The organism is Pseudoalteromonas sp. MSK9-3 (assembly GCF_003590335.1).
Classification (GTDB): domain Bacteria; phylum Pseudomonadota; class Gammaproteobacteria; order Enterobacterales; family Alteromonadaceae; genus Pseudoalteromonas.
Genome location: NZ_MIET01000055.1, coordinates 76,329 through 95,353, shown reverse-complemented (window position 1 = coordinate 95,353; position 19,025 = coordinate 76,329). Strand labels below are relative to the sequence as shown.

13 protein-coding genes and 4 tRNA genes are annotated in these 19,025 nt (G+C 43.3%); 6 read left to right on the top strand and 11 right to left on the bottom strand.

The window, feature by feature from the left end:
• From BGP78_RS20610 to murB, 8 genes are all read right to left on the bottom strand, one after another.
• Positions 1–270, bottom strand: a 270-nt coding sequence (locus tag BGP78_RS20610; protein WP_259386389.1) for a GTP-binding protein, incomplete at its 3' end; no start/stop codon positions are given.
• A gap of 128 nt (positions 271–398) precedes the next feature.
• A tRNA-Thr gene (locus tag BGP78_RS20605) sits at positions 399–474 on the bottom strand.
• A 13-nt stretch (positions 475–487) separates the two neighbouring features.
• A tRNA-Gly gene (locus tag BGP78_RS20600) sits at positions 488–562 on the bottom strand.
• 46 nt (positions 563–608) lie between these two features.
• Positions 609–693: transfer RNA gene (locus BGP78_RS20595), tRNA-Tyr, on the bottom strand.
• 46 nt (positions 694–739) lie between these two features.
• Positions 740–815: transfer RNA gene (locus BGP78_RS20590), tRNA-Thr, on the bottom strand.
• A 124-nt stretch (positions 816–939) separates the two neighbouring features.
• Positions 940–1,641, bottom strand: coding sequence for a type III pantothenate kinase (locus BGP78_RS20585; RefSeq protein WP_119863161.1), 702 nt, complete (start codon positions 1,639–1,641; stop codon positions 940–942).
• On the bottom strand, positions 1,638–2,630 hold the full coding sequence (gene birA / locus BGP78_RS20580; protein WP_119863160.1) for a bifunctional biotin--[acetyl-CoA-carboxylase] ligase/biotin operon repressor BirA: 993 nt from the start codon (positions 2,628–2,630) through the stop codon (positions 1,638–1,640). Before birA ends, BGP78_RS20585 begins: the two co-directional genes overlap by 4 nt.
• The gene (murB, locus tag BGP78_RS20575; protein ID WP_119863159.1) at positions 2,623–3,636 is read right to left on the bottom strand and encodes a UDP-N-acetylmuramate dehydrogenase; all 1,014 of its coding nucleotides are present in this window, start codon (positions 3,634–3,636) and stop codon (positions 2,623–2,625) included. The genes birA and murB overlap by 8 nt, the downstream gene beginning before the upstream one ends.
• A gap of 144 nt (positions 3,637–3,780) precedes the next feature.
• Here murB and BGP78_RS20570 point away from each other — a divergent pair, with 144 nt between their 5' ends.
• The gene (locus BGP78_RS20570) at positions 3,781–5,628 is read left to right on the top strand and encodes a M1 family metallopeptidase (RefSeq protein ID WP_119863158.1); all 1,848 of its coding nucleotides are present in this window, start codon (positions 3,781–3,783) and stop codon (positions 5,626–5,628) included.
• A gap of 34 nt (positions 5,629–5,662) precedes the next feature.
• On the opposite strand, the gene BGP78_RS20565 is transcribed toward BGP78_RS20570, so the two are convergent.
• Positions 5,663–6,298: a DUF2057 family protein gene (locus BGP78_RS20565; RefSeq protein WP_119863157.1), complete on the bottom strand. Its 636-nt coding sequence runs from the start codon at positions 6,296–6,298 to the stop codon at positions 5,663–5,665.
• Between the two features lie 132 nt (positions 6,299–6,430).
• Between BGP78_RS20565 and BGP78_RS20560 the strand changes: the two genes are divergently transcribed.
• The 5 genes from BGP78_RS20560 (at position 6,431) to BGP78_RS20540 (ending at position 16,967) form a co-directional block, all read left to right on the top strand.
• Positions 6,431–6,802, top strand: coding sequence for a histidine triad nucleotide-binding protein (locus BGP78_RS20560; RefSeq protein ID WP_119863156.1), 372 nt, complete (start codon positions 6,431–6,433; stop codon positions 6,800–6,802).
• 229 nt (positions 6,803–7,031) lie between these two features.
• Positions 7,032–7,688 carry a helix-turn-helix transcriptional regulator gene (locus tag BGP78_RS20555; protein ID WP_021032157.1) on the top strand — a complete coding sequence of 219 codons (657 nt, stop codon included), beginning with the start codon at positions 7,032–7,034 and terminating at the stop codon, positions 7,686–7,688.
• Positions 7,689–7,794: 106 nt separating this feature from the next.
• Positions 7,795–9,954, top strand: coding sequence for an ATP-binding protein (locus tag BGP78_RS20550; protein WP_119863155.1), 2,160 nt, complete (start codon positions 7,795–7,797; stop codon positions 9,952–9,954).
• 196 nt (positions 9,955–10,150) lie between these two features.
• Complete coding sequence (locus BGP78_RS20545; RefSeq protein ID WP_119863154.1) at positions 10,151–13,489, top strand: amidohydrolase family protein; 3,339 nt, start codon at positions 10,151–10,153, stop codon at positions 13,487–13,489.
• A gap of 187 nt (positions 13,490–13,676) precedes the next feature.
• The gene (locus tag BGP78_RS20540; RefSeq protein ID WP_119863153.1) at positions 13,677–16,967 is read left to right on the top strand and encodes a methyl-accepting chemotaxis protein; all 3,291 of its coding nucleotides are present in this window, start codon (positions 13,677–13,679) and stop codon (positions 16,965–16,967) included.
• Here BGP78_RS20540 and BGP78_RS20535 read toward each other — a convergent pair.
• Together BGP78_RS20535 and BGP78_RS20530 are read right to left on the bottom strand one after the other, a co-directional pair.
• Entirely contained in the window at positions 16,964–17,773 is an 810-nt protein-coding gene (locus BGP78_RS20535; protein WP_119863152.1) for an amidohydrolase, read from the bottom strand. The genes BGP78_RS20540 and BGP78_RS20535 overlap by 4 nt on opposite strands.
• A complete protein-coding gene (locus BGP78_RS20530) occupies positions 17,761–18,873 on the bottom strand; it encodes a methionine aminotransferase (protein WP_259386392.1) in 1,113 nt (370 codons plus the stop codon). The genes BGP78_RS20535 and BGP78_RS20530 overlap by 13 nt, the downstream gene beginning before the upstream one ends.
• Positions 18,874–19,025 lie beyond the last annotated feature (152 nt).

Genomic DNA, 19,025 nt, shown 5'->3' with positions numbered 1-19,025 from the left:
TTTAACATAATCCGCGTGTCCTGGACAATCTACGTGTGCGTAGTGACGAGTCGGTGTATCGTACTCAACGTGAGACGTTGAAATTGTGATACCACGCTCACGCTCTTCTGGAGCGTTATCGATTGCTGCGAAGTCTTTTGCTTCACCACCGTATACTTTTGCAAGTACGTTAGTGATTGCTGCAGTTAGGGTAGTTTTACCGTGGTCAACGTGGCCGATTGTACCAACGTTTACGTGCGGTTTTACGCGTTCAAACTTTTCTTTTGCCATGACGGAACCTATCGTTTATGTGTCTAGATTACATATAAAAACAACCCACGAAAATGCGGATTAGAATTTTTCAATAAATGAATATTTTAGGACAAATCAAAGGAAGCGTTTGAGAAGATTCAGCAGCCTGGTGCTGATAGGCAGATTTGAACTGCCGACCTCACCCTTACCAAGGGTGCGCTCTACCAACTGAGCTATATCAGCAACACCAGAAAACTGGAGCGGGCAGTGGGAATCGAACCCACATCATCAGCTTGGAAGGCTGAGGTAATAGCCATTATACGATGCCCGCTTTAGCAAACTGTTTTCTTAACTACCTCTAACCGTCAAGAATAAAGTGGTGGAGGGGGCTGGATTCGAACCAGCGAAGGCAGTGCCGTCAGATTTACAGTCTGATCCCTTTGGCCGCTCGGGAACCCCTCCACATAACAATTCTTTGTCTAAAGCTTCTGCATAAGAGTGCAGAAAATGGTGCCGACTATCCGAGTCGAACGGATGACCTACTGATTACAAGTCAGTTGCTCTACCAACTGAGCTAAGTCGGCACTGCTTTAGTACGGGGCAGGATTCTAGAGCAAGGTTGGGGGTGATGCAAGAGTAAAATCAAAAAAAATCAAAGTTTTTTACCTTAATGCTCATTATTACAGCAAAAACCCCTGAAAACAGCAATTAACGTATAAAATCACACCAATTTTTCAGCCCTTTCAATACCAAGTCATCGATAAAGACACTTGGCTTATCATAATGTTGCTGTAATAGTTCACCATAGCCACCAGCAAAAATAACTTGAATATCTGTCGCATCACACTCTAATTGCGCAATAGCGGTATAGACTGCACCCAATGTTGATACTAATGCGCCATTTTTTACCGCATTTGGCGTATTACGACCCAGCCCTTGTTCAAATAAACTGGTGTTATCACTAAATACTTTTTCTGTATTAGCCAAAAGGCTTGCGATCATCATATCTAAACCCGGTAATATCCAGCCACCCAAGTGCTGTCCAACTTGATTGACCACATCCACTTTTGTTGCCGTGCCTGAGTCAACGACAACACAATATTGATTTGGGTATAAGTAATGACCTGCAATCACCGCTAACCAACGATCGATCCCTAAATTTTGATATTGGGTATAACCACAATTCACCTTACCAAGCTTTGGCGTCACGGTTGCTTGTCTTATATTGATATTATAACGCGCTGCATGCTGTATTATCGAAGCGAGTGCATTGGCATGCCCTACCTGCGCGACGACAATATCATCCACATCTAACCACGGAATATCCGTTTCATTGATCTGCGCAATTTTACCATCGCAGTCCAACCCCACCTTAACTGCAGTATTACCTACATCGACCAGTAATCTCACACACTATCCTTGCGCAGTGATATTTCACCGCCATAGTAACTTTTTAACTCACCATCTTGACGCAGTACAATACCACCTTGTGTGTCAATTCCTTCACAAACACCACGCCATGTTCGCATACCCGTTGATAACGTCACCATCTCATTGCCAAATGCATTCACGTTATTCCATTGCTCAACCATGGTCGTTAACCCTGACACTTGGTATACCGCGAGCCGTTGGGCCAAACAATGGGTTAATTGGGCAACCAAGGCATTTTTATTTAAGCTATGGGTATGTGATGCCAAGTCAGTCCAAGGCTGATCAATGTGTTTAGACGCGGTTTCTGGCATTTGCAAATTAATGCCAATGCCAATCACTAAATGGCATGGCCCCTCAACTTGTCCTTCAAGCTCAACCAATACGCCTGCCAGTTTTCGGCCATGTAAATAAATATCATTGGGCCATTTGAGCGCTGCAGATAAGCCATACAAGGCTTCGATGGCATCATATACCGCCAACCCAACCGCAATAGATACCCCCATCGCAGCCTGCAGCCCTTCTTCTAGTTTCCAGTAATAACTGTAATAGAGGTTCGCGCCAAAAGGTGACTGCCACACTCGGCCTCGTCGCCCACGCCCCGCTTGTTGCATTTCAGCAACTAACACCTGACCCGAGACCAAGTCATCGCCCTGCTGAATTCGACGCATTAGTTCTGTGTTTGTAGAATCAATAATAGGCCTGACTTCAACATTATTCTCACAAGCCAACGAGGCAAGATGCTGTTGGATTTCCTCACTGTTTAATAAAGGTAAGCTTTCGTTTAAACAATATCCTTTGCCATTGAGAGTAAAAATATCAATGCCCATTTCTTGTAACGAACGAATATGTTTTGAAATGGCTGCGCGACTAATCCCCAATTGTGTCGCTAGTACCTGCCCAGATACAAAGCCACCTTGGTTGAGTGCATGTAAAATCGCTAATTTATTACCTTGTGGAGCGTTATCCATTACTCTTCTCCTGCACACTCACCTCACCTTCGCGGCCAATCAGCCTTACTTCGTGTTCTAATTGAATTTCAAACTGATGTGCAACTCTTTGTTGCACATGTTGGATCACCTCACATAAGGCACAGCCTGAGCTATGACCTTCATTCACCAATACCAGCGCTTGCTTTTCATATACACGTACCCCCGACACGCGATACCCTTTAAGGCCTGCCTGCTCAATAAGCCAACCTGCTGCCAGCTTGCGTTGTCCAATTCCTGCCGAGTACGCTGGCATATTGGCATACTTAGCAAGTAACGCTTGGTAATGCGCCTCGGAGATCACCGGGTTTTTAAAGAAGCTCCCAGCGTTGGGTAATATCTCTGGATCAGGTAGTTTGCTTTGACGGATCGCCACCACAGCATCACTCACTTGTAGCGCGGTAACCGTCTTTTCATCTAGTGTTTGTAATGGGCCATAATTCAAAGTTGGTTGCCAGCGTTTATTGAGGCGCAAACCTACTTGAGTTATTACAAACTGATTTTTTAAAGCATGCTTAAAAATAGAGTCACGATAACCAAACTGGCATTGCACTCGGTTCAACCGTTCAAAAGACTGAGTGTCAATATTAAAGCCATCTACGTACTCTATAAACTGAGCAAGTTCAACACCGTATGCCCCAACATTCTGTACTGGTGCTGCGCCCACGGTGCCAGGGATCAACACTAAGTTCTCAAGCCCAGGGATCCCTTTTGCGAGTAAACCAGTTACCAACTTATGCCAATTTTCACCCGCAGCCACCTCCACATCCCAAAACGTATCATGTTCTACAATGCCTATGCCTTTATTGTTAATTCGAACCACAGTGCCTATAAAGTCGTCGATAAAAACGGTATTGCTGCCCGCGCCTAATACACAAAATGGCTGCGAAAAATCAACGGCTCGTAACTGCTGAGGATCCTCGATCTGGACAACATCTCGACATGTGTGAGGTAATGCAAAAGTGTGAAGTGACTGTAATGCTTGCACGTACGTGCCTTAAACCTAAATCTCATAATATCGAATAGTTTAACCCATTGCGATGCTTGGCGCATCAGTATGTGACTTTCATGATAAGCATGGTATAAAAGCCTACCACCCGATATTTTATTAATAATAAAGAACAAGGATCCTATGAAACTTTCTGCCTTAACTACCAGTTTAATGCTGGCTGGTTTCTCTCACTTAGCCTTAGCAACACAAGCCGTAGACGAACATACCTACGCTAACCTAAACGACGTAATTAGTACCCACTTACACTTAGATTTAGATGTTGATTTTGCCGATAAGCAACTAGAAGGTTTTGTAGAGCACACCTTAGATTGGCGCACAGCCCAAGCGCGCACATTAGTACTAGATACTCGCGATTTAGAAATCGATAAAGTCATGTATCAAGGGAAAAATGGCCAATGGCATAAAGCAGCATTTACATTGGCAAAACGAGACGATGTAAAAGGTGCCAAATTAACCATTACGTTTAAACAGCAAGCTAAAAAAGCACGCATTTATTACAATAGCTTGCCTCAAGCTTCTGGCTTGCAGTGGTTAACCCCAATTCAAACGGCGAGTAAAACACATCCATTTATGTATAGCCAGTCGCAAGCCATTCATGCGCGCAGCTGGATCCCAGTCCAAGATACGCCAGCAATGCGTGTTACCTATTCAGCTCGAATAAACACACCTGAGGACGTTCGCGCCGTGATGAGTGCTGATAACTCAGGTGCTTTTATTAAAGACGGGGATTATTGGTTTGATATGCCACAAGCTATCCCTCCTTATTTAATCGCTATTGGTGCAGGTAACCTTGAATATAAAGAAATGTCTCACCAAACCGCTATTTTCGCAGAGCCACAAATTTTAGACGCTTCCGTGGCTGAATTTAACGATACACAAGCCATGATCGATAAAACCAACGTGATGTATGGTGAATACGCATGGGGACGCTATGACTTACTCATGCTCCCACCGAGCTTTCCATTTGGTGGCATGGAAAACCCACGCCTGTCATTCATTACTCCCACCGTTGTAGCGGGTGATAAAAGCTTGGTGAACTTAATCGCACATGAGCTGGCACACTCTTGGTCTGGTAATCTAGTCACTAACGCAACATGGGAAGACCTTTGGTTAAACGAAGGATTTACCTCTTATGTTGAAAACCGCATTATGGAAGAAGTATTTGGCCGTGAACGCGCCGTGATGGAGCAAGCACTCGATACTGCGGGCCTTAAAAAGCAACTCAAAAATATTGCCGCGCCAGATACACGCTTAAATTTAAAACTCAATGGCCGCGATCCAGATGATGCCTTTAGCTCAGTCCCTTACACTAAAGGCCAACTGTTCTTGTTGTATCTAGAAGAAAAATTTGGCCGTGCGCGGTTTGATGAATTTGTCAAAGGCTACTTTAGTAAATATTCATTTAAGTCTCTGACCACGGCTGAGTTTACCGTGTACTTAAATACACACTTACTCGAAAAGTACCCAGGCATTGTCAGCCTAGACAAGGCCAATGAATGGATCCACCAACCGGGATTACCTGCGGATGCCCCTAACCCAACATCAGACGCATTTATTAATGTTGATAAAGTCTCTGCGGCATGGTTAAACGGTGACCTTTCAGCAACCGCACTCCCTACTAACAAGTGGACAGTTCACGAATGGCTGCATTTTATCAATAACCTACCTCGAGATCTTAGTTTAGATAAAATGACAGAGCTCGACAGCGCCTTTAATCTCACGACTTCTACTAATGCAGAGCGTGCTTTTGCATGGTATATGCTTGCGGTCGGCAATGGATATCAGGCAATTTACCCCGCTCTGGATGAACATTTATCAGGTATTGGCCGTCGCAAGCTGATTGTACCCTTGTACAAAGCCTTGGTTAAAAATGGTAAACGCGCATGGGGCCAAAAGGTTTACCAAGCAGCGCGTCCGGGCTATCACCCACTCGCACAAGGCACCATTGACGCGATTTTTAATAAGTAACTTATTCAGCTGCTTTTCTATCAAAGGGCTACTCCTAGCCCTTTTTAATTTTTTGTAAAAAAGCAGCGCGCTGCTCTGCACTTGCCTGCTCCCACCAAAACTCTAACATCGTAGCCGCATCTGGGTGCATAACGCCTTGCATAGGCGCTGCCTGACGGTGCTTCACCCGATCTTTTGGTGCGCCTTCAATATCAGCCGTGCTTACTGAATGACGAGAGCTAGGCGCTGCAACTGGCTGCGAGGCATACGCCTGCGGCATAAAACGCGCACGTTTATCAGCAATTTGTCTATTTTTGTCTGGCGACACTATCGTCACTTGGGGATTTTTCGCAAACAATTTAGCTTCTTCGACCTCGTCGGGGCGTTGAAGCGTAATTAAGTACTCCCCCTCCATCATGATGTTTAATTCAACCCAAAAAGCATCTGACTCAACCACTTCATGCTCATCATATTCCAGTTCATATAAATCACTATACTGCAGTTTCACCGCATAGCTACCAGAGGCAAGTTCAAGTTCAGTCACGTTACTGAATAATGAGTGGTCAATCACCTTATCGTTCACCTGTAATGGCAATAACTCTTCGTTAAAACGAACTGTTGCACCGTGGCTGTCTTTCATAACCATACCAAGACATAGTGCGAAACATACGTAGCTTATTATTTTCATCATGGTTGCTCCTTTTATTTACGTATAATTACATTTCGTGGTTTGACACTCAGGCCAAACTTTGTCATTAGTGTACACCTTAACTTTTAATTTCTCTTCCTTTGTATAAGAGAAGCATTTTATTTAGGATTATCAATGAGCCAGAGTACAATTTTCGACAAAATCATTAATAAAGAAATCCCCGCTGATATTGTCTATGAAGACGATAAAGCACTCGCCTTTAAAGACATAAATCCACAAGCCCCTTTTCATGTATTGGTGATCCCCAAAGCAAGAATCGCAACAATCAACGATGTGACTGAACAAAATTCACACCTTGTCGGCCATTTATACGCAGTTGCTGCTAAACTAGCTAAAGAACATGGCTTTGCCGAAGATGGCTATCGTGTTGTTATGAACTGTAATGAGCATGGTGGGCAAACTGTATACCATATTCACCTACACCTACTAGCAGGTAAAACAATGGGGTGGCCACCATATACAAATACGAAAAAAGAACTACTTTAAAATATTCTCTGTTAAGGAATGTAAACAAGTAAGTTATTATTTCGAAAACATGAAAAGCCATCTATATCATAAAGTTATGATATAGGTAATGTAATTCATTTGTATTCATAGCGTTATATGTCGATTACATATAGCAAAACTATCTATCGTTTGATGAAGATTCTAATACAAAAGGCCTGAGTCCCGTGTTAGCATTGAATCATCAGTTGGAATAAGAGTGTTGCCAAAAATGAGCAGTTCTGCCTTTTTGTTATTAGATAAAGAGCCTATTAACACCATAGGAATTAACGTTTTGCAGCCATTGCTGAAAACGCAAGGACTAGATGTAACCACAGGTACCGATATAGCAGATGTACCTGAAGGGACACGCCTATTATTTATAGAAACCGCAACCAATGATGCTTGGAATAAATTAAAAGAACAATTAGTCAGGCTGAAAGTAAGTTGCGATATCATATTATTTAACTTGGATGAAAATCCTGAACTTGCCAATCGTGCATTATTAAGTGGGATCCGAGGTGTATTTTATACAACCGATAACGCTGATGTACTGATGAAGGGCATTCGTCTTCTTATGGAAGATCAGCTTTGGTATCGTCGTGAGATTATGTGTAACGCCTTAAACCGCATGTTGCAATATAACAAGGACGCATTACATAAGTTAACCGAAGGCGATATTGAACCGGTAAAACTTACCAAACGTGAGAAAGCAATTATATCGCTAATGAGTAAAGGGGCAAAAAATAAAGAGATTGCTGAAGATCTCAATATTAGCCCGCATACGGTTAAAACACATTTATATAGCGCATTTAGAAAAACCAAATGCCGTAACCGTATCGAATTATTGTCTTGGGCACAGCAAAATATCCCTGACGAAATTCGCTAAATCGTGTTACCAATAAAAACAGCCGTACTATACGGCTGTTTTTGTTTCTTTACTCCTTCCGCTGTAATCTCTATCCTTAACAACAAACCCTCAAAAAATAACAATAATGTTTGACCCTAAAACACTCTATTTTACCAGTGCTGTCATGATGGCCATGATGACATTGCTAAACTTTTTGACTTGGCGTGCAAACAAACATACGCCCGGCACCTTGCTCTATATTTTTTACCCTATGGTGTTATTTTCTGCTATCGTCGGCTTTTTTGTGCACAGTGATATTGAGTCATGGCAAACTATTGGGATTGCCAATACCCTGCTCTTTGCCGCCTCAATTATTCATTGTCTCGCTATATGTCAGTTTTTAAATTATCGAGGCTGGGAGCTTCGCTTATTTCTCATCATTACGGCGTTTCTACTCGCCGCCCTCGTCTACTTCAGTGTGGTCGATGATGATTTACGCTGTCGTATTTTTGTCTCTGACTTACAACATATTTGTGAAGCAATATTTCTCCTTTACATCTTCTTCCGATTTGCACGACCACTGTACCCTAATGGCACAATTGTTTACGGTATCGTTCTGACACTCGTTATGAGTGCCTTTATAGCCCGTACAGTCCTCATGGGTGAAGTAACCTCCTTTACTTTATTAGAAGACAATTGGTTTATTATCACCTTATTCATTAATGGGGTTCTGGCACCTATTTTTTATGCAACAGGTATGGCACTACTGTGCAATGAGCGACGCGAATACCATCTGAACCAATTAACAGACAAAGCCAAAAAAGACCTTGAGATCAGAGGATTGTTTTTATCTACCATTAGTCATGAAATTCGTACACCACTGAATGGTATTTTAGGAAGTGCACAATTAGTACTTAACCGCACGACAAACCACCGCAATAAAGCCTACTGTGAAGCCATTATTAACTCGGCAGAATCCTTAAACTTACTCATAGATAAAGTACTAGATTATGCCAGCTTAGACCAAAGCGACGAATCTCTTTATGAAGAAGATGTCGAATTAAAAAGCTGGCTCAATAACCTTTGCTTATTGTTAAGCCCACTGGCCGAACAGAAAAAGCTCAGCTTCGAATTAATATACGAATTACCTGAACAAGCATGTTATTACTGTGACCAACAAAAACTGCGACAAATCATCATCAACCTCGTTGGTAATGCAATAAAGTTTACTGACAAGGGGTGTGTGAAGATCCGTGTTGAATTATTAGCTGAGCAGCATATGTCACATGTGGTGCGATTTAGCGTGATTGACTCTGGCCCAGGTATTGATGAAGAAGACATCAGTAAACTCACTGAACCCTATGTGCAAAGTAGCGCAGGTAAAGTGAAAGGCGGTACAGGACTTGGCCTTGCAATAACCAGCCGCTTACTCGACAGACTCGATAGCCACCTTGATATTTTAAGTGAACTAAACAAGGGCAGCTCATTTAGCTTTGATATTCCTTTGGCTATCGGTGAATTGAGCCTTGTTGAGCAACGTAATCATAGCTCTGATTGCATCACTGGCTTGAATATTTTGCTAGTCGAGGATCTCGACCTTAATCAAAAAATTGCCATTGAGTTTATGGCAACCGACGAACACAAAGTGAAGCTGGCCACCAATGGGAGTAGCGCTTTGGAGTTATTGTCAGAGTTTCAATTCGATGTGGTGTTACTTGATATGAACCTGCCGGATTTCACTGGCCAAGAAGTACTGCGCCGCCTGCAAACTATAGAACATAAAAACCAACGCACGCCGTTTCTTGCGTTTACTGCTAGTCTCAGCCCAGATGAAGTCAAAGAATATTTGGCTTTAGGGATCAAAGACATTGTCGGTAAGCCAATTAAACAAGAAAAGCTGCGCCAAGCACTTAACGATTCACAAACAGCACAAAAACCCAATATCAGCGTTGAGTTAACCGACACACTTTATGATGAAACGGCCGTGAGCTTATTAAAGAATAGCTTCAGTGAAGATGAAGTGTCGTCCATTTACAATGAGTTTGTGCTATCAGCACGGAACAAGTTAATTCATATTCAACAAATGCTCACTCAAGACAATGACCAATGCATTAGACAACTGCACCGCCAATCTAGCACAGCAATGCAACTTGGCTTTAATCGATATGGCCTACTGCTGAAAAAAATTGAGCGTCGCTTACTTGATAAAAAGTCCAGTGACAGTGAGTTGACGCAAGCGATGGCATTATGGCAACAAAGCCTGGAAGCCTATTTAGATTATGTGCGTAAAAACACGCTTCGCTAACCCAATTATTGAACCGTTACGCGAGTGTTATTTATATACAGACGCGTAACGGGGTAAATCTCGACTATATTTTAACCAATCGGCTCGCCATTTATCGTGCATAGTCGACATCTTCGTCAAATTTCGTCATTCTCTAAGACTATATGCTCTAATACTCGATATTAGAGCAACCAATAACCATAACATGGAAATCATGATGGCATTTTTCAAAAAACCACTGACAGTAGCAATTAGCCTTGCTGTATTAGGCACAAGTGTGTCAAGTTTGGCTGAAGTCACAAATGCAACCACACCTGCCGCAGAACAAAGAAGTACTGAAGGCTGGGATGTACTTAATACACCAGGTGACAAGCAAACCATTACAATCGACACTAACCAAACTACCTGGAGTAACTTAGATGTTAGTCCAAATGGCAAGCAGGTTGTATTTGATATGCTGGGCGATATTTATATCATGCCTATTACTGGTGGTAAGGCAACTATTGTTACCAATGACATGGGTTGGAACATTCAGCCTAAATTCTCTCCTGACGGCAAAAAGATCGCTTTTATCTCTGACCGCGCCGGTGGTGATAATTTATGGGTGATGGATATTAATGGCGAAAACAAAAAACAAGTATCAAAAGAAAGCCATAATATCGTGCATAACCCAGCTTGGTCTCCTGACGGCCAGTACATTGCGGTTAAACAAGGCCAAGTAACCGGTCGTACCATCCCTGGTGGCTCAATTCGCATGTACCATATTAGTGGCGGTAAAGGGGTTGTAGTAAGAGACCGTCTGCATGGCGCGAAGTCTCAAAAGAACGTCGCTGAGCCAGCATTCTCTATCGATGGCAAAAAAATCTATTACTCAGTAGATGGTACCGCTGGCGTGCGCTGGCAATACAATAAAAATGCCCTTGATACTGTATTTGAAGTCCGTAGTTGGGATCTTGCTACCGGTGAAGAAGAGGTGGTTATTCGCGGTGCGGGTGGCGCGATTCGTCCGACACCAAGTCCTGATGGCAAGTCTATCGCGTTTGTAAAACGTGTTGATGACGGCAAAGCTATGGCCAGTGCGCTGTATATTAAAAACCTTGAGTCGGGCATTGAAACTGAGATTTATGCAGGCTTAGACCGAGATTTACAAGAGGCCAATGGCGCGCACGGTAATACACCGTCATTTGCATACACACCAGATGGTAAATCATTGGTATTTTGGGCTGGCGGCGTATTCCGCACTGTTAATATCGACTCAAAACAGGCACAAGTGATTCCAACGCGCATCATCGCTGAAAAGCAAATTACGCCTGCATTACGGTTTGCTGTTGATGTCGCCCCAGATAGCTTTAAAGTAAAAATGGCGCGTTGGTCACAACTTTCGCCGAATGGCGAAACAGCACTCTTTCAAGCCCTTGGCTACTTATATGTAAAAGATATTGCCTCTGGAAAAGTGCGCCGTTTAACAACACAAACCGATCACTTTGAATTCTACCCAAGCTATTCTCGCGATGGAAAATCTATCGTATATACCGCGTGGGATGACAAAGAACTCGGATCTATTCGTGTTGTCTCAGCCAAAGGCGGAAAAGGAAAAACCATCACCCAACAGCCAGGCCACTACGTGTCACCTAGCTTTTCACCTGACGGCAAGCAAGTCTTGTATAAGAAAGTCACCGGTGGTTATTTATTAAATGGTGATTGGTCTATGTCTCCGGGCATTTATCTAGTTAGCAGCAAAGGTGGCGACGCCAAGCGTCTTGTTAAATCAGGTGATAACCCACACTTTGGCGCAGCATCTGACCGTGTTTTCTTCTCTGTTGCGGGTGAAACAAACCGTGAACTGAAAAGCGTAAACCTAAACGGCCAAGAAGAACGTAGCCACTTTAAAGGTGATTACATCTTTGACTTTAAAGTCTCACCAGACGGCAAATATGTCGCCTTTATTGAGCATTTCAATACGTTTGTTGCCCCGTTTACGAGTACCGGTAAAACCCTGACGATCAATAAAGGGACTAAATCCTTCCCGGTTAAGCAGGTATCAAAATACTCTGGTGATTATCTAAACTGGGTGAGTGATAGTAGCGCGCTTACGTGGGCATTCGGTCCTAATTTATATCAACGTAAATTAACCGATACTTTTGCCTTTTTGACCGAAGGTAAAACCACACCAACCGAGCTTACTGCGCAAGGCATCGACTTAAGCTTTGAAAAACAAGCAGACAAACCAGAAGGTACACTCGCGCTCGTAGGCGGGACTGTTGTGACGATGCGTGATGCTGATAAACAGCAAGAAATCATCTCAAATGGTGTGATCATCATCAAAGAGAACCGCATTGTTGCGGTGGGTAAACAAGGTGAAGTCGCGATCCCTGACGGTGCAAAAACCATGGACATCAGTGGTAAAACGGTTATTCCAGGTTTAATTGATGCGCATGCCCATGGCAGCTATGGTAGCTACGACCTACAGCCAAAACAAAACTGGAACCAATACTCAAACCTCAGCTTTGGTGTAACAACCATTCATGATCCATCAAACAACTCATCTGAAGTGTTTTCGATGGCTGAACTTGCAAAAGCAGGTGAAACGTTAGCGCCACGTATTTATTCTGTTGGCCGTATTCTTTATGCCGGTAACGCACCAGGGTATAAAACGCCTATCAGCAATCTAGATGATGCCGAATTCCATGTAAAACGTCTTAAAGATTCGGGTGCAATTTCTGTTAAGAGTTATAACCACCCTCGCCGTGAAACTCGCCAGCAAGTGCTAGAAGCCGCAAAAAATATGGAGATTATGGTTGTTCCTGAAGGGGGATCTAAATTTCAACATAATATGAATATGATTGTCGACGGCCATACGGGCGTTGAACATGCATTGCCAATTCCACATATTTATTCTGACGTAGAACAAATGTGGGGCCAGAGTAATGTCGGATTTACCCCAACATTTGTAGTCGCCTATGGCGGTATAAAAGGGGAAGACTACTTCTACGAGCACACCAATGTATGGGAAAACGAGCGTTTAATGAGCTTTGTACCTGAATACATTGTTAAGCCGCATGCAATTCGTCCAGGCCAAGCACCAGAAAGACTTTACAACCATATATTGGCTGCTGAAGTTGCTAAGCAATTGCGTGATGAAGGTGTCACCGTTCATATCGGGGCACACGGTCAACGTGAAGGTCTTGCGGCACATTGGGAACTATGGTCGATGGCACAAGGCGGATTCAGTGCATGGGAAGCACTGCGCAGTGGCACAATTGACGGCGCAAAATATCTTGGTATGGATCATGACATCGGCACTATCGAAACAGGTAAATTAGCCGACTTGGCAATTATTGATGGCGATGTATTAACTGATATTCGTCAATCAGAAAAAGTCGCTTACACCGTGATCAATGGCCGTATTTACGATTCAGCAACCATGAATGAAGTAGGTAACTACGACAACAAACGAGCGCCTTTCTTCTTTGAAAATGGCACTAAAACACAAATGCATCCTGCAACGCAGATGTACATGGAAGAAAAAGCGCACAAATACCACTGGAAACACTAATTAATTGTTTTAAAATATAAAAAGGCTGCCTTTGGTGGCCTTTTTCATCTCACTAACGCCTCTATTTTTTCGCAAATTTCGGCACACATTTCCTCCCCTTTTGCTAGACGTAAACGAGAACTGTTCTACACTTTGCTACAACGCTCTTATTTTTGTGAGCACAGTAAACTAGGACAAGGAACATGCCGTGGCCAGTATAAGCGCAATCTATCATTCATTAGACCTGACCAAGAAGCTCGTTGTGGCATTTTTACTTGTTGCACTTGCACCTATCGCCATTGTCATCTCAATGGCGTTGTACCATGCATCTACAGCGCTGCAAGAACAAGCATACTCGCAGCTCGGCGCGGTCGGAGAAATCAAAAAAAGCGCTGTTGAACGTCATTTCAAAGCAGTAAAAAACAAAATGAGTGCACTGGCACACAACCCTTATGCACAAACAGCCGCCAAAGAATTTATGTACGCGTACAGTTCACTTGATGGCAGTACATTTACGCCCGATGGACTGGTGTCATTTTACGATAATGAGTTTACTAAAAAGTTTACCGATGAGAACCCAGGAGTGATGCCACCTGACGACTTACTAAATAGTGTGAATGCTGAAGGCATTTCATTACAACATCGCTACATTTCAGACAACCCCTTTCCATTGGGTGAAAAATCCCAATTGTTAGCTACCAACCATGATGACGAGTACGACGCGACACATCAGCGACATCATGAATATTTTTTGAAAATTGCAGAAATTAACCACTTTTATGATATTTTCATCGTCGACAACGAAACGGGTAATATCGTGTATTCGGTGTATAAAGAGCTCGACTTTGCGACTTCCTTACTAACAGGTCCCTATGCTGATAGCAATCTTGCTAAAGTGTTTCAACAAGCACGCCTTTTAACCTCTCCAGAACAATATGCCTTTGTTGACTATCAACAATACTTACCCTCATACAATGCCCCCGCCAGCTTTATTGCCGCGCCACTGGTCAATAGCGAACAGGCCAAGGCAACATTAATCTTTCAGCTTTCGATTGACGCGTTAAATCAGATCATGACCGAACGTGAAGGGTTAGGTGATAGTGGCGAAACCTACCTTGTCGGTAGCGATGGTTTGATGCGCTCTGATTCTTACTTAGACCCGCAAAACCATTCGGTCATCAACTCTTTTAAATACCCAGATAAAGGAGCCATTAACACCGAGGCTTTTCAGCGTGCAATACAAGGTGAGCAGGGACAAAAGCTCATCATGGACTACAATGGGCAACCTGTCTTATCCGCTTTTATGCCTGTTACAGTAATGGGTGCCGAGTGGGCATTAATTGCTGAAATCGACAAACAAGAAGCCTTCTATGCCGTCACTCGGCTACGGAACTTACTCGCTATTGTCTTACTATTCACTATCACCGCGATTGTTGTCAGTGCCTTTCTTTTCGCACGTACACTCACTCGTCCAGCCCATTCATTAGTAAATACCATGCGTAGAGTTGAACAAGAAGGTGATTTCTCGATTCGAGCTCCCGTCGCGTCACAAGATGAAATTGGGCAATCGGCCCAAGCCTTTAACTCGCTATTAAACGCGCTTCAGCAGTCTATATCAGAAACCAATGTAGTGATGAATGAAATGGCATCAGGACGATTCTCCAAACGTATAAAAGCCCAATGTAAAGGTGAACTTGAAACCCTCAAGCAAGCCACCAATCACTGTGCTGATAGTTTAGATATTGCCATTGGTGAAATAAATCAAGTTGTGAAAGCCATGTCAGTAGGACAGTTTAGCCACCAACTCAACGCCCCAATGTCTGGAGATTTAGACAAGCTTAAGAGTAATATAAACCAATCCTTGCAATCACTTAACGACACCATGAATGCCATTGTTGGGGTGATGGAAAATGTCGAACATGGCGATTTTAAAGGCCAAGTTTCCATTGCAGCCCAGGGTAAGTTAGGCCAGCTTAAAGATAGCGTAAATAACTCTGTTTTCAGTGTCTCTGGGGCCATTGACGAAATAAGCACCGTAATGAGGGCAATTAAACAAGGAGACTTTTCACAACGTGTTAGTATTCCGCTTGAAGGGCAACTCAATGAGCTAAAAGAAAACATCAACTTTAGTGTCGATAACCTAGCCCTGATCATTAAAGACATTAGCACTGTAATGGCCGCGATGAGCAAAGGAAATTTCAAGCAAAGCGTAGAGTGCCCTGCACAAGGTCAATTAGGCGTGTTAAAAGAAGATATCAACACCTCAATCAGAGATCTTGATAAAGCCGTCAGTGAGATTTCGTCAGTGATGATGGCGATTAGCCACGGGCGCTTTGACAGAACGATAACCTCGGTAATGCCAGGGCAGCTCAATACACTAAAAATTGATATTAATAACTCGGTTGAAAATCTGAATCAGGTTATCGAGGAGCTCAGTTCTGTCATGGCTGCTCTGTGTCAGGGCAACTTTAGTTTGAAAATCGAGCTGTCGTTACAAGGTCAATTGCAACAACTTAAAGAAGATGTAAATGGGTCTATTGCTATTATTTCAGGTGCTATCAGTGAAGTCACCCATGTCCTCAGTGCAGTTTCTCAAGGCAAATTAACCGATGCTATCTCTGGTGACTATGAGGGCGTCTTTTTAGTACTCAAACAAGATGTGAATAAAACCATCCGCAAGCTCACCGAAGTTATTGAGGGGATCCAGCTTTCGGCAAATCATGTTTCGCAAAGCGCTGGAGAAATTGCGGCCAGTAATACGGAGATCAGTGCCCGAACTGAGGAGCAAGCAGCCAATTTAGAAGAAGCAAGCGCCAGCACTGGTCATATATTAAGTGAGATAACTGCGGTGGCGAAACAATCAAGTAATGCAGTTGAGTTATCAGACAATGCACAAGATATTGCTCAGGAAGGTGGCACACTATCAAAAGATACCGTGGTTGCCATTGAAGAAGTCAACAATGCCAGTAAGGATATCAACGAAATTGTCTCTGTTATTGACGCTTTAGCCTTTCAAACCAATTTGTTAGCACTCAACGCTGCGGTTGAAGCAGCACGAGCAGGTGAACATGGTCGAGGATTTGCTGTGGTCGCTAATGAAGTCAGAGAACTCGCTGGTAGAAGCGCCGCTTCAGCGAAGCAAATCAAAAACATCATCGCAAACAGCAATGAAAAAGTGGAACAAAGTACCGAAATGGCGAATAGCTCAGGTCACAAATTAGAGCAAATCGTAGACGCGGTTTCTAAAGTAAACGGGACTATCGTCAAAATCAATCAATCTACCATGACACAGCAACAGGCGATCACTGAAGTGGATTTAGTGGTGCAGCGCTTAACTGATTTGATCCAAGAAAACTCCGCCATTACAGAAGAAACGATGGCAGCGGCGAAACAAATGGCGGATCAAGCCAACGAAATGCGCCGCTTACTTGGTTATTTTGCGTTGTCAGAGCCCGACGCGAGCAGCCTCCAACGGCTGACGCATAATACGGCGAGTTAACGCAGCATAAACTCATCGGCATCTAAATGAGCTGGGAAACCGGCTCGAAATTCATCCAAAGTATTTTTGCGCAATTGAACAATTTCAACACAGGCCTGATCATCAGGTGATTGTAATAGCGGCTCACCTTTAAAGTCATAGACCGCGGTGCCACCATTGTGTGCAACTCCTTTTCCATCCGTGCCAATGCGATTACAAGCGAGTACATAACACTGATTTTCCATTGCTCTGGCCATCAACAAGGTATCCCAAACATGTCGTCTGGCAGCTGGCCAATTGGCCACATTAACCATGACATCATAATCATTACGGTTTCGCTGAAAAACAGGAAACCTTAAGTCGTAACACACTTGTGGTAAAAACCTGAACTCACCAAGGGTAAATATCGCTCGGGATTGCCCTGCCTCGACATACTCACCTTCATTGCCAAGTCGAAACAAATGTCTTTTATCATAATATGATATGGTGCCATCTGGGCGTACCCAGTAAAAACGGTTAACTTGTTTTGCACCTTGCTTTACCAATACAGACCCCGCAATAACCGCCTGAAAACGCTGAGCTGTAGTGATGAGCCATTGTAAAATAGGACCTGGCTGAGCTTCAGCAACGGCTAAATCAACCGCAAACCCTGTCGCAAAGGTTTCAGGTAGCAGAATTAAATCAACCGGGTGAGCGTGGTCGCTCAAGCGCTTGGTTAATAACATCTCTAGCTGCGTAAAATTAAGCTCTGGCTGTAACCAAGCAATGTCCTGTTGCACTAATGCCACGCACAATTGCGAGCTACCATTGTGTGTTAGAGTTGACATAACTTCTCCGCAGCAGCGAGTAATGTGTTAGTTTCTTTTGCAAAACATAGTCTGATCACACGGTCTCCCGTCGGCGAGTCATAAAAAACACTCAACGGAATCGCCGCAATGCCAATTTCTTTGACTAAATACTCACAAAATGCCACGTCATCCAATTCAGAGAGTTGACTATAATCAAGTAATAAAAAGTACGTGCCTTCACTAGGCAAAACTTGAAAACGGCTAGACGCTAATGCCGCCACTAAGCAGTCTCGCTTGTGTTGATAAAACTGAGCCAAAGAGTCAACATGGGTTCCCTCTTCCGCCAGCATATCAGCCAAGGCAAACTGAGCGGGAGTAAAGCTAGAAAATGTCACGTATTGGTGTAACTTTCTAAACTCAACAGTTAATTTGCTTGGTGCAATACAATAGCCCATCTTCCAGCCCGTGCAATGGAAGGTTTTGCCAAAGCTCGACACCACAAAGCTACGCTCAAATAATTCGGGATCTCGTAACACACTTAAATGAGGCTGTTCATCGAAAGTAATATGTTCATACACCTCATCACTGATCACATAAAGATCATGCTGAATAACCAGTTTTTTTAAGCTTGTTAGATCGGCCAACTTCAAGGTCTTTGCACTGGGGTTATGTGGCGTATTAATAATAATGGCTCGCGTTTTATCATTAATAAGGCGCTTAACCTCCGCCCAATCAATCATATAACCTGGTGCGCTCAGTGCAACATGGACCGCCTTACCACCAGCAAGCTCAATCGCCGGCTTATATGAATCATAGGCAGGATCAAATACTATTATTTCATCGCCCGAGCGCGTGATCGATTGAATCGCAACAAACAAAGCTTCAGTGGCACCAGATGTCACTGTTACCATATCATCAGCATTGATATTCGCCTGATAACGCCTTTTGACCAATGCACTAATTTGTTGCTGTAAAGGCGCAATACCTGCTGAAGGAGCGTATTGATTAACTCCTTGCTGAACATAGTCTGCCAGTCTGCGTTTTAAAAATTCAGGGGTATCAAACTCAGGAAAGCCCTGCGATAAATTAATTGCCCCATACTGATTTGCCAGCCCCGTCATTTTACTAAAAATACTCATACCAAGATTAGGTAATTTACTACGCACTGCGCTTCTCCAAGAATCTATGATGTATTGCCACCAATGCCAATCTTTAACTTTATAAGCCCACTTTTATGGTTTCGATATTCACAGGTAGTGCTATCTTAAAAGCGATGTTATCATGATCGAAA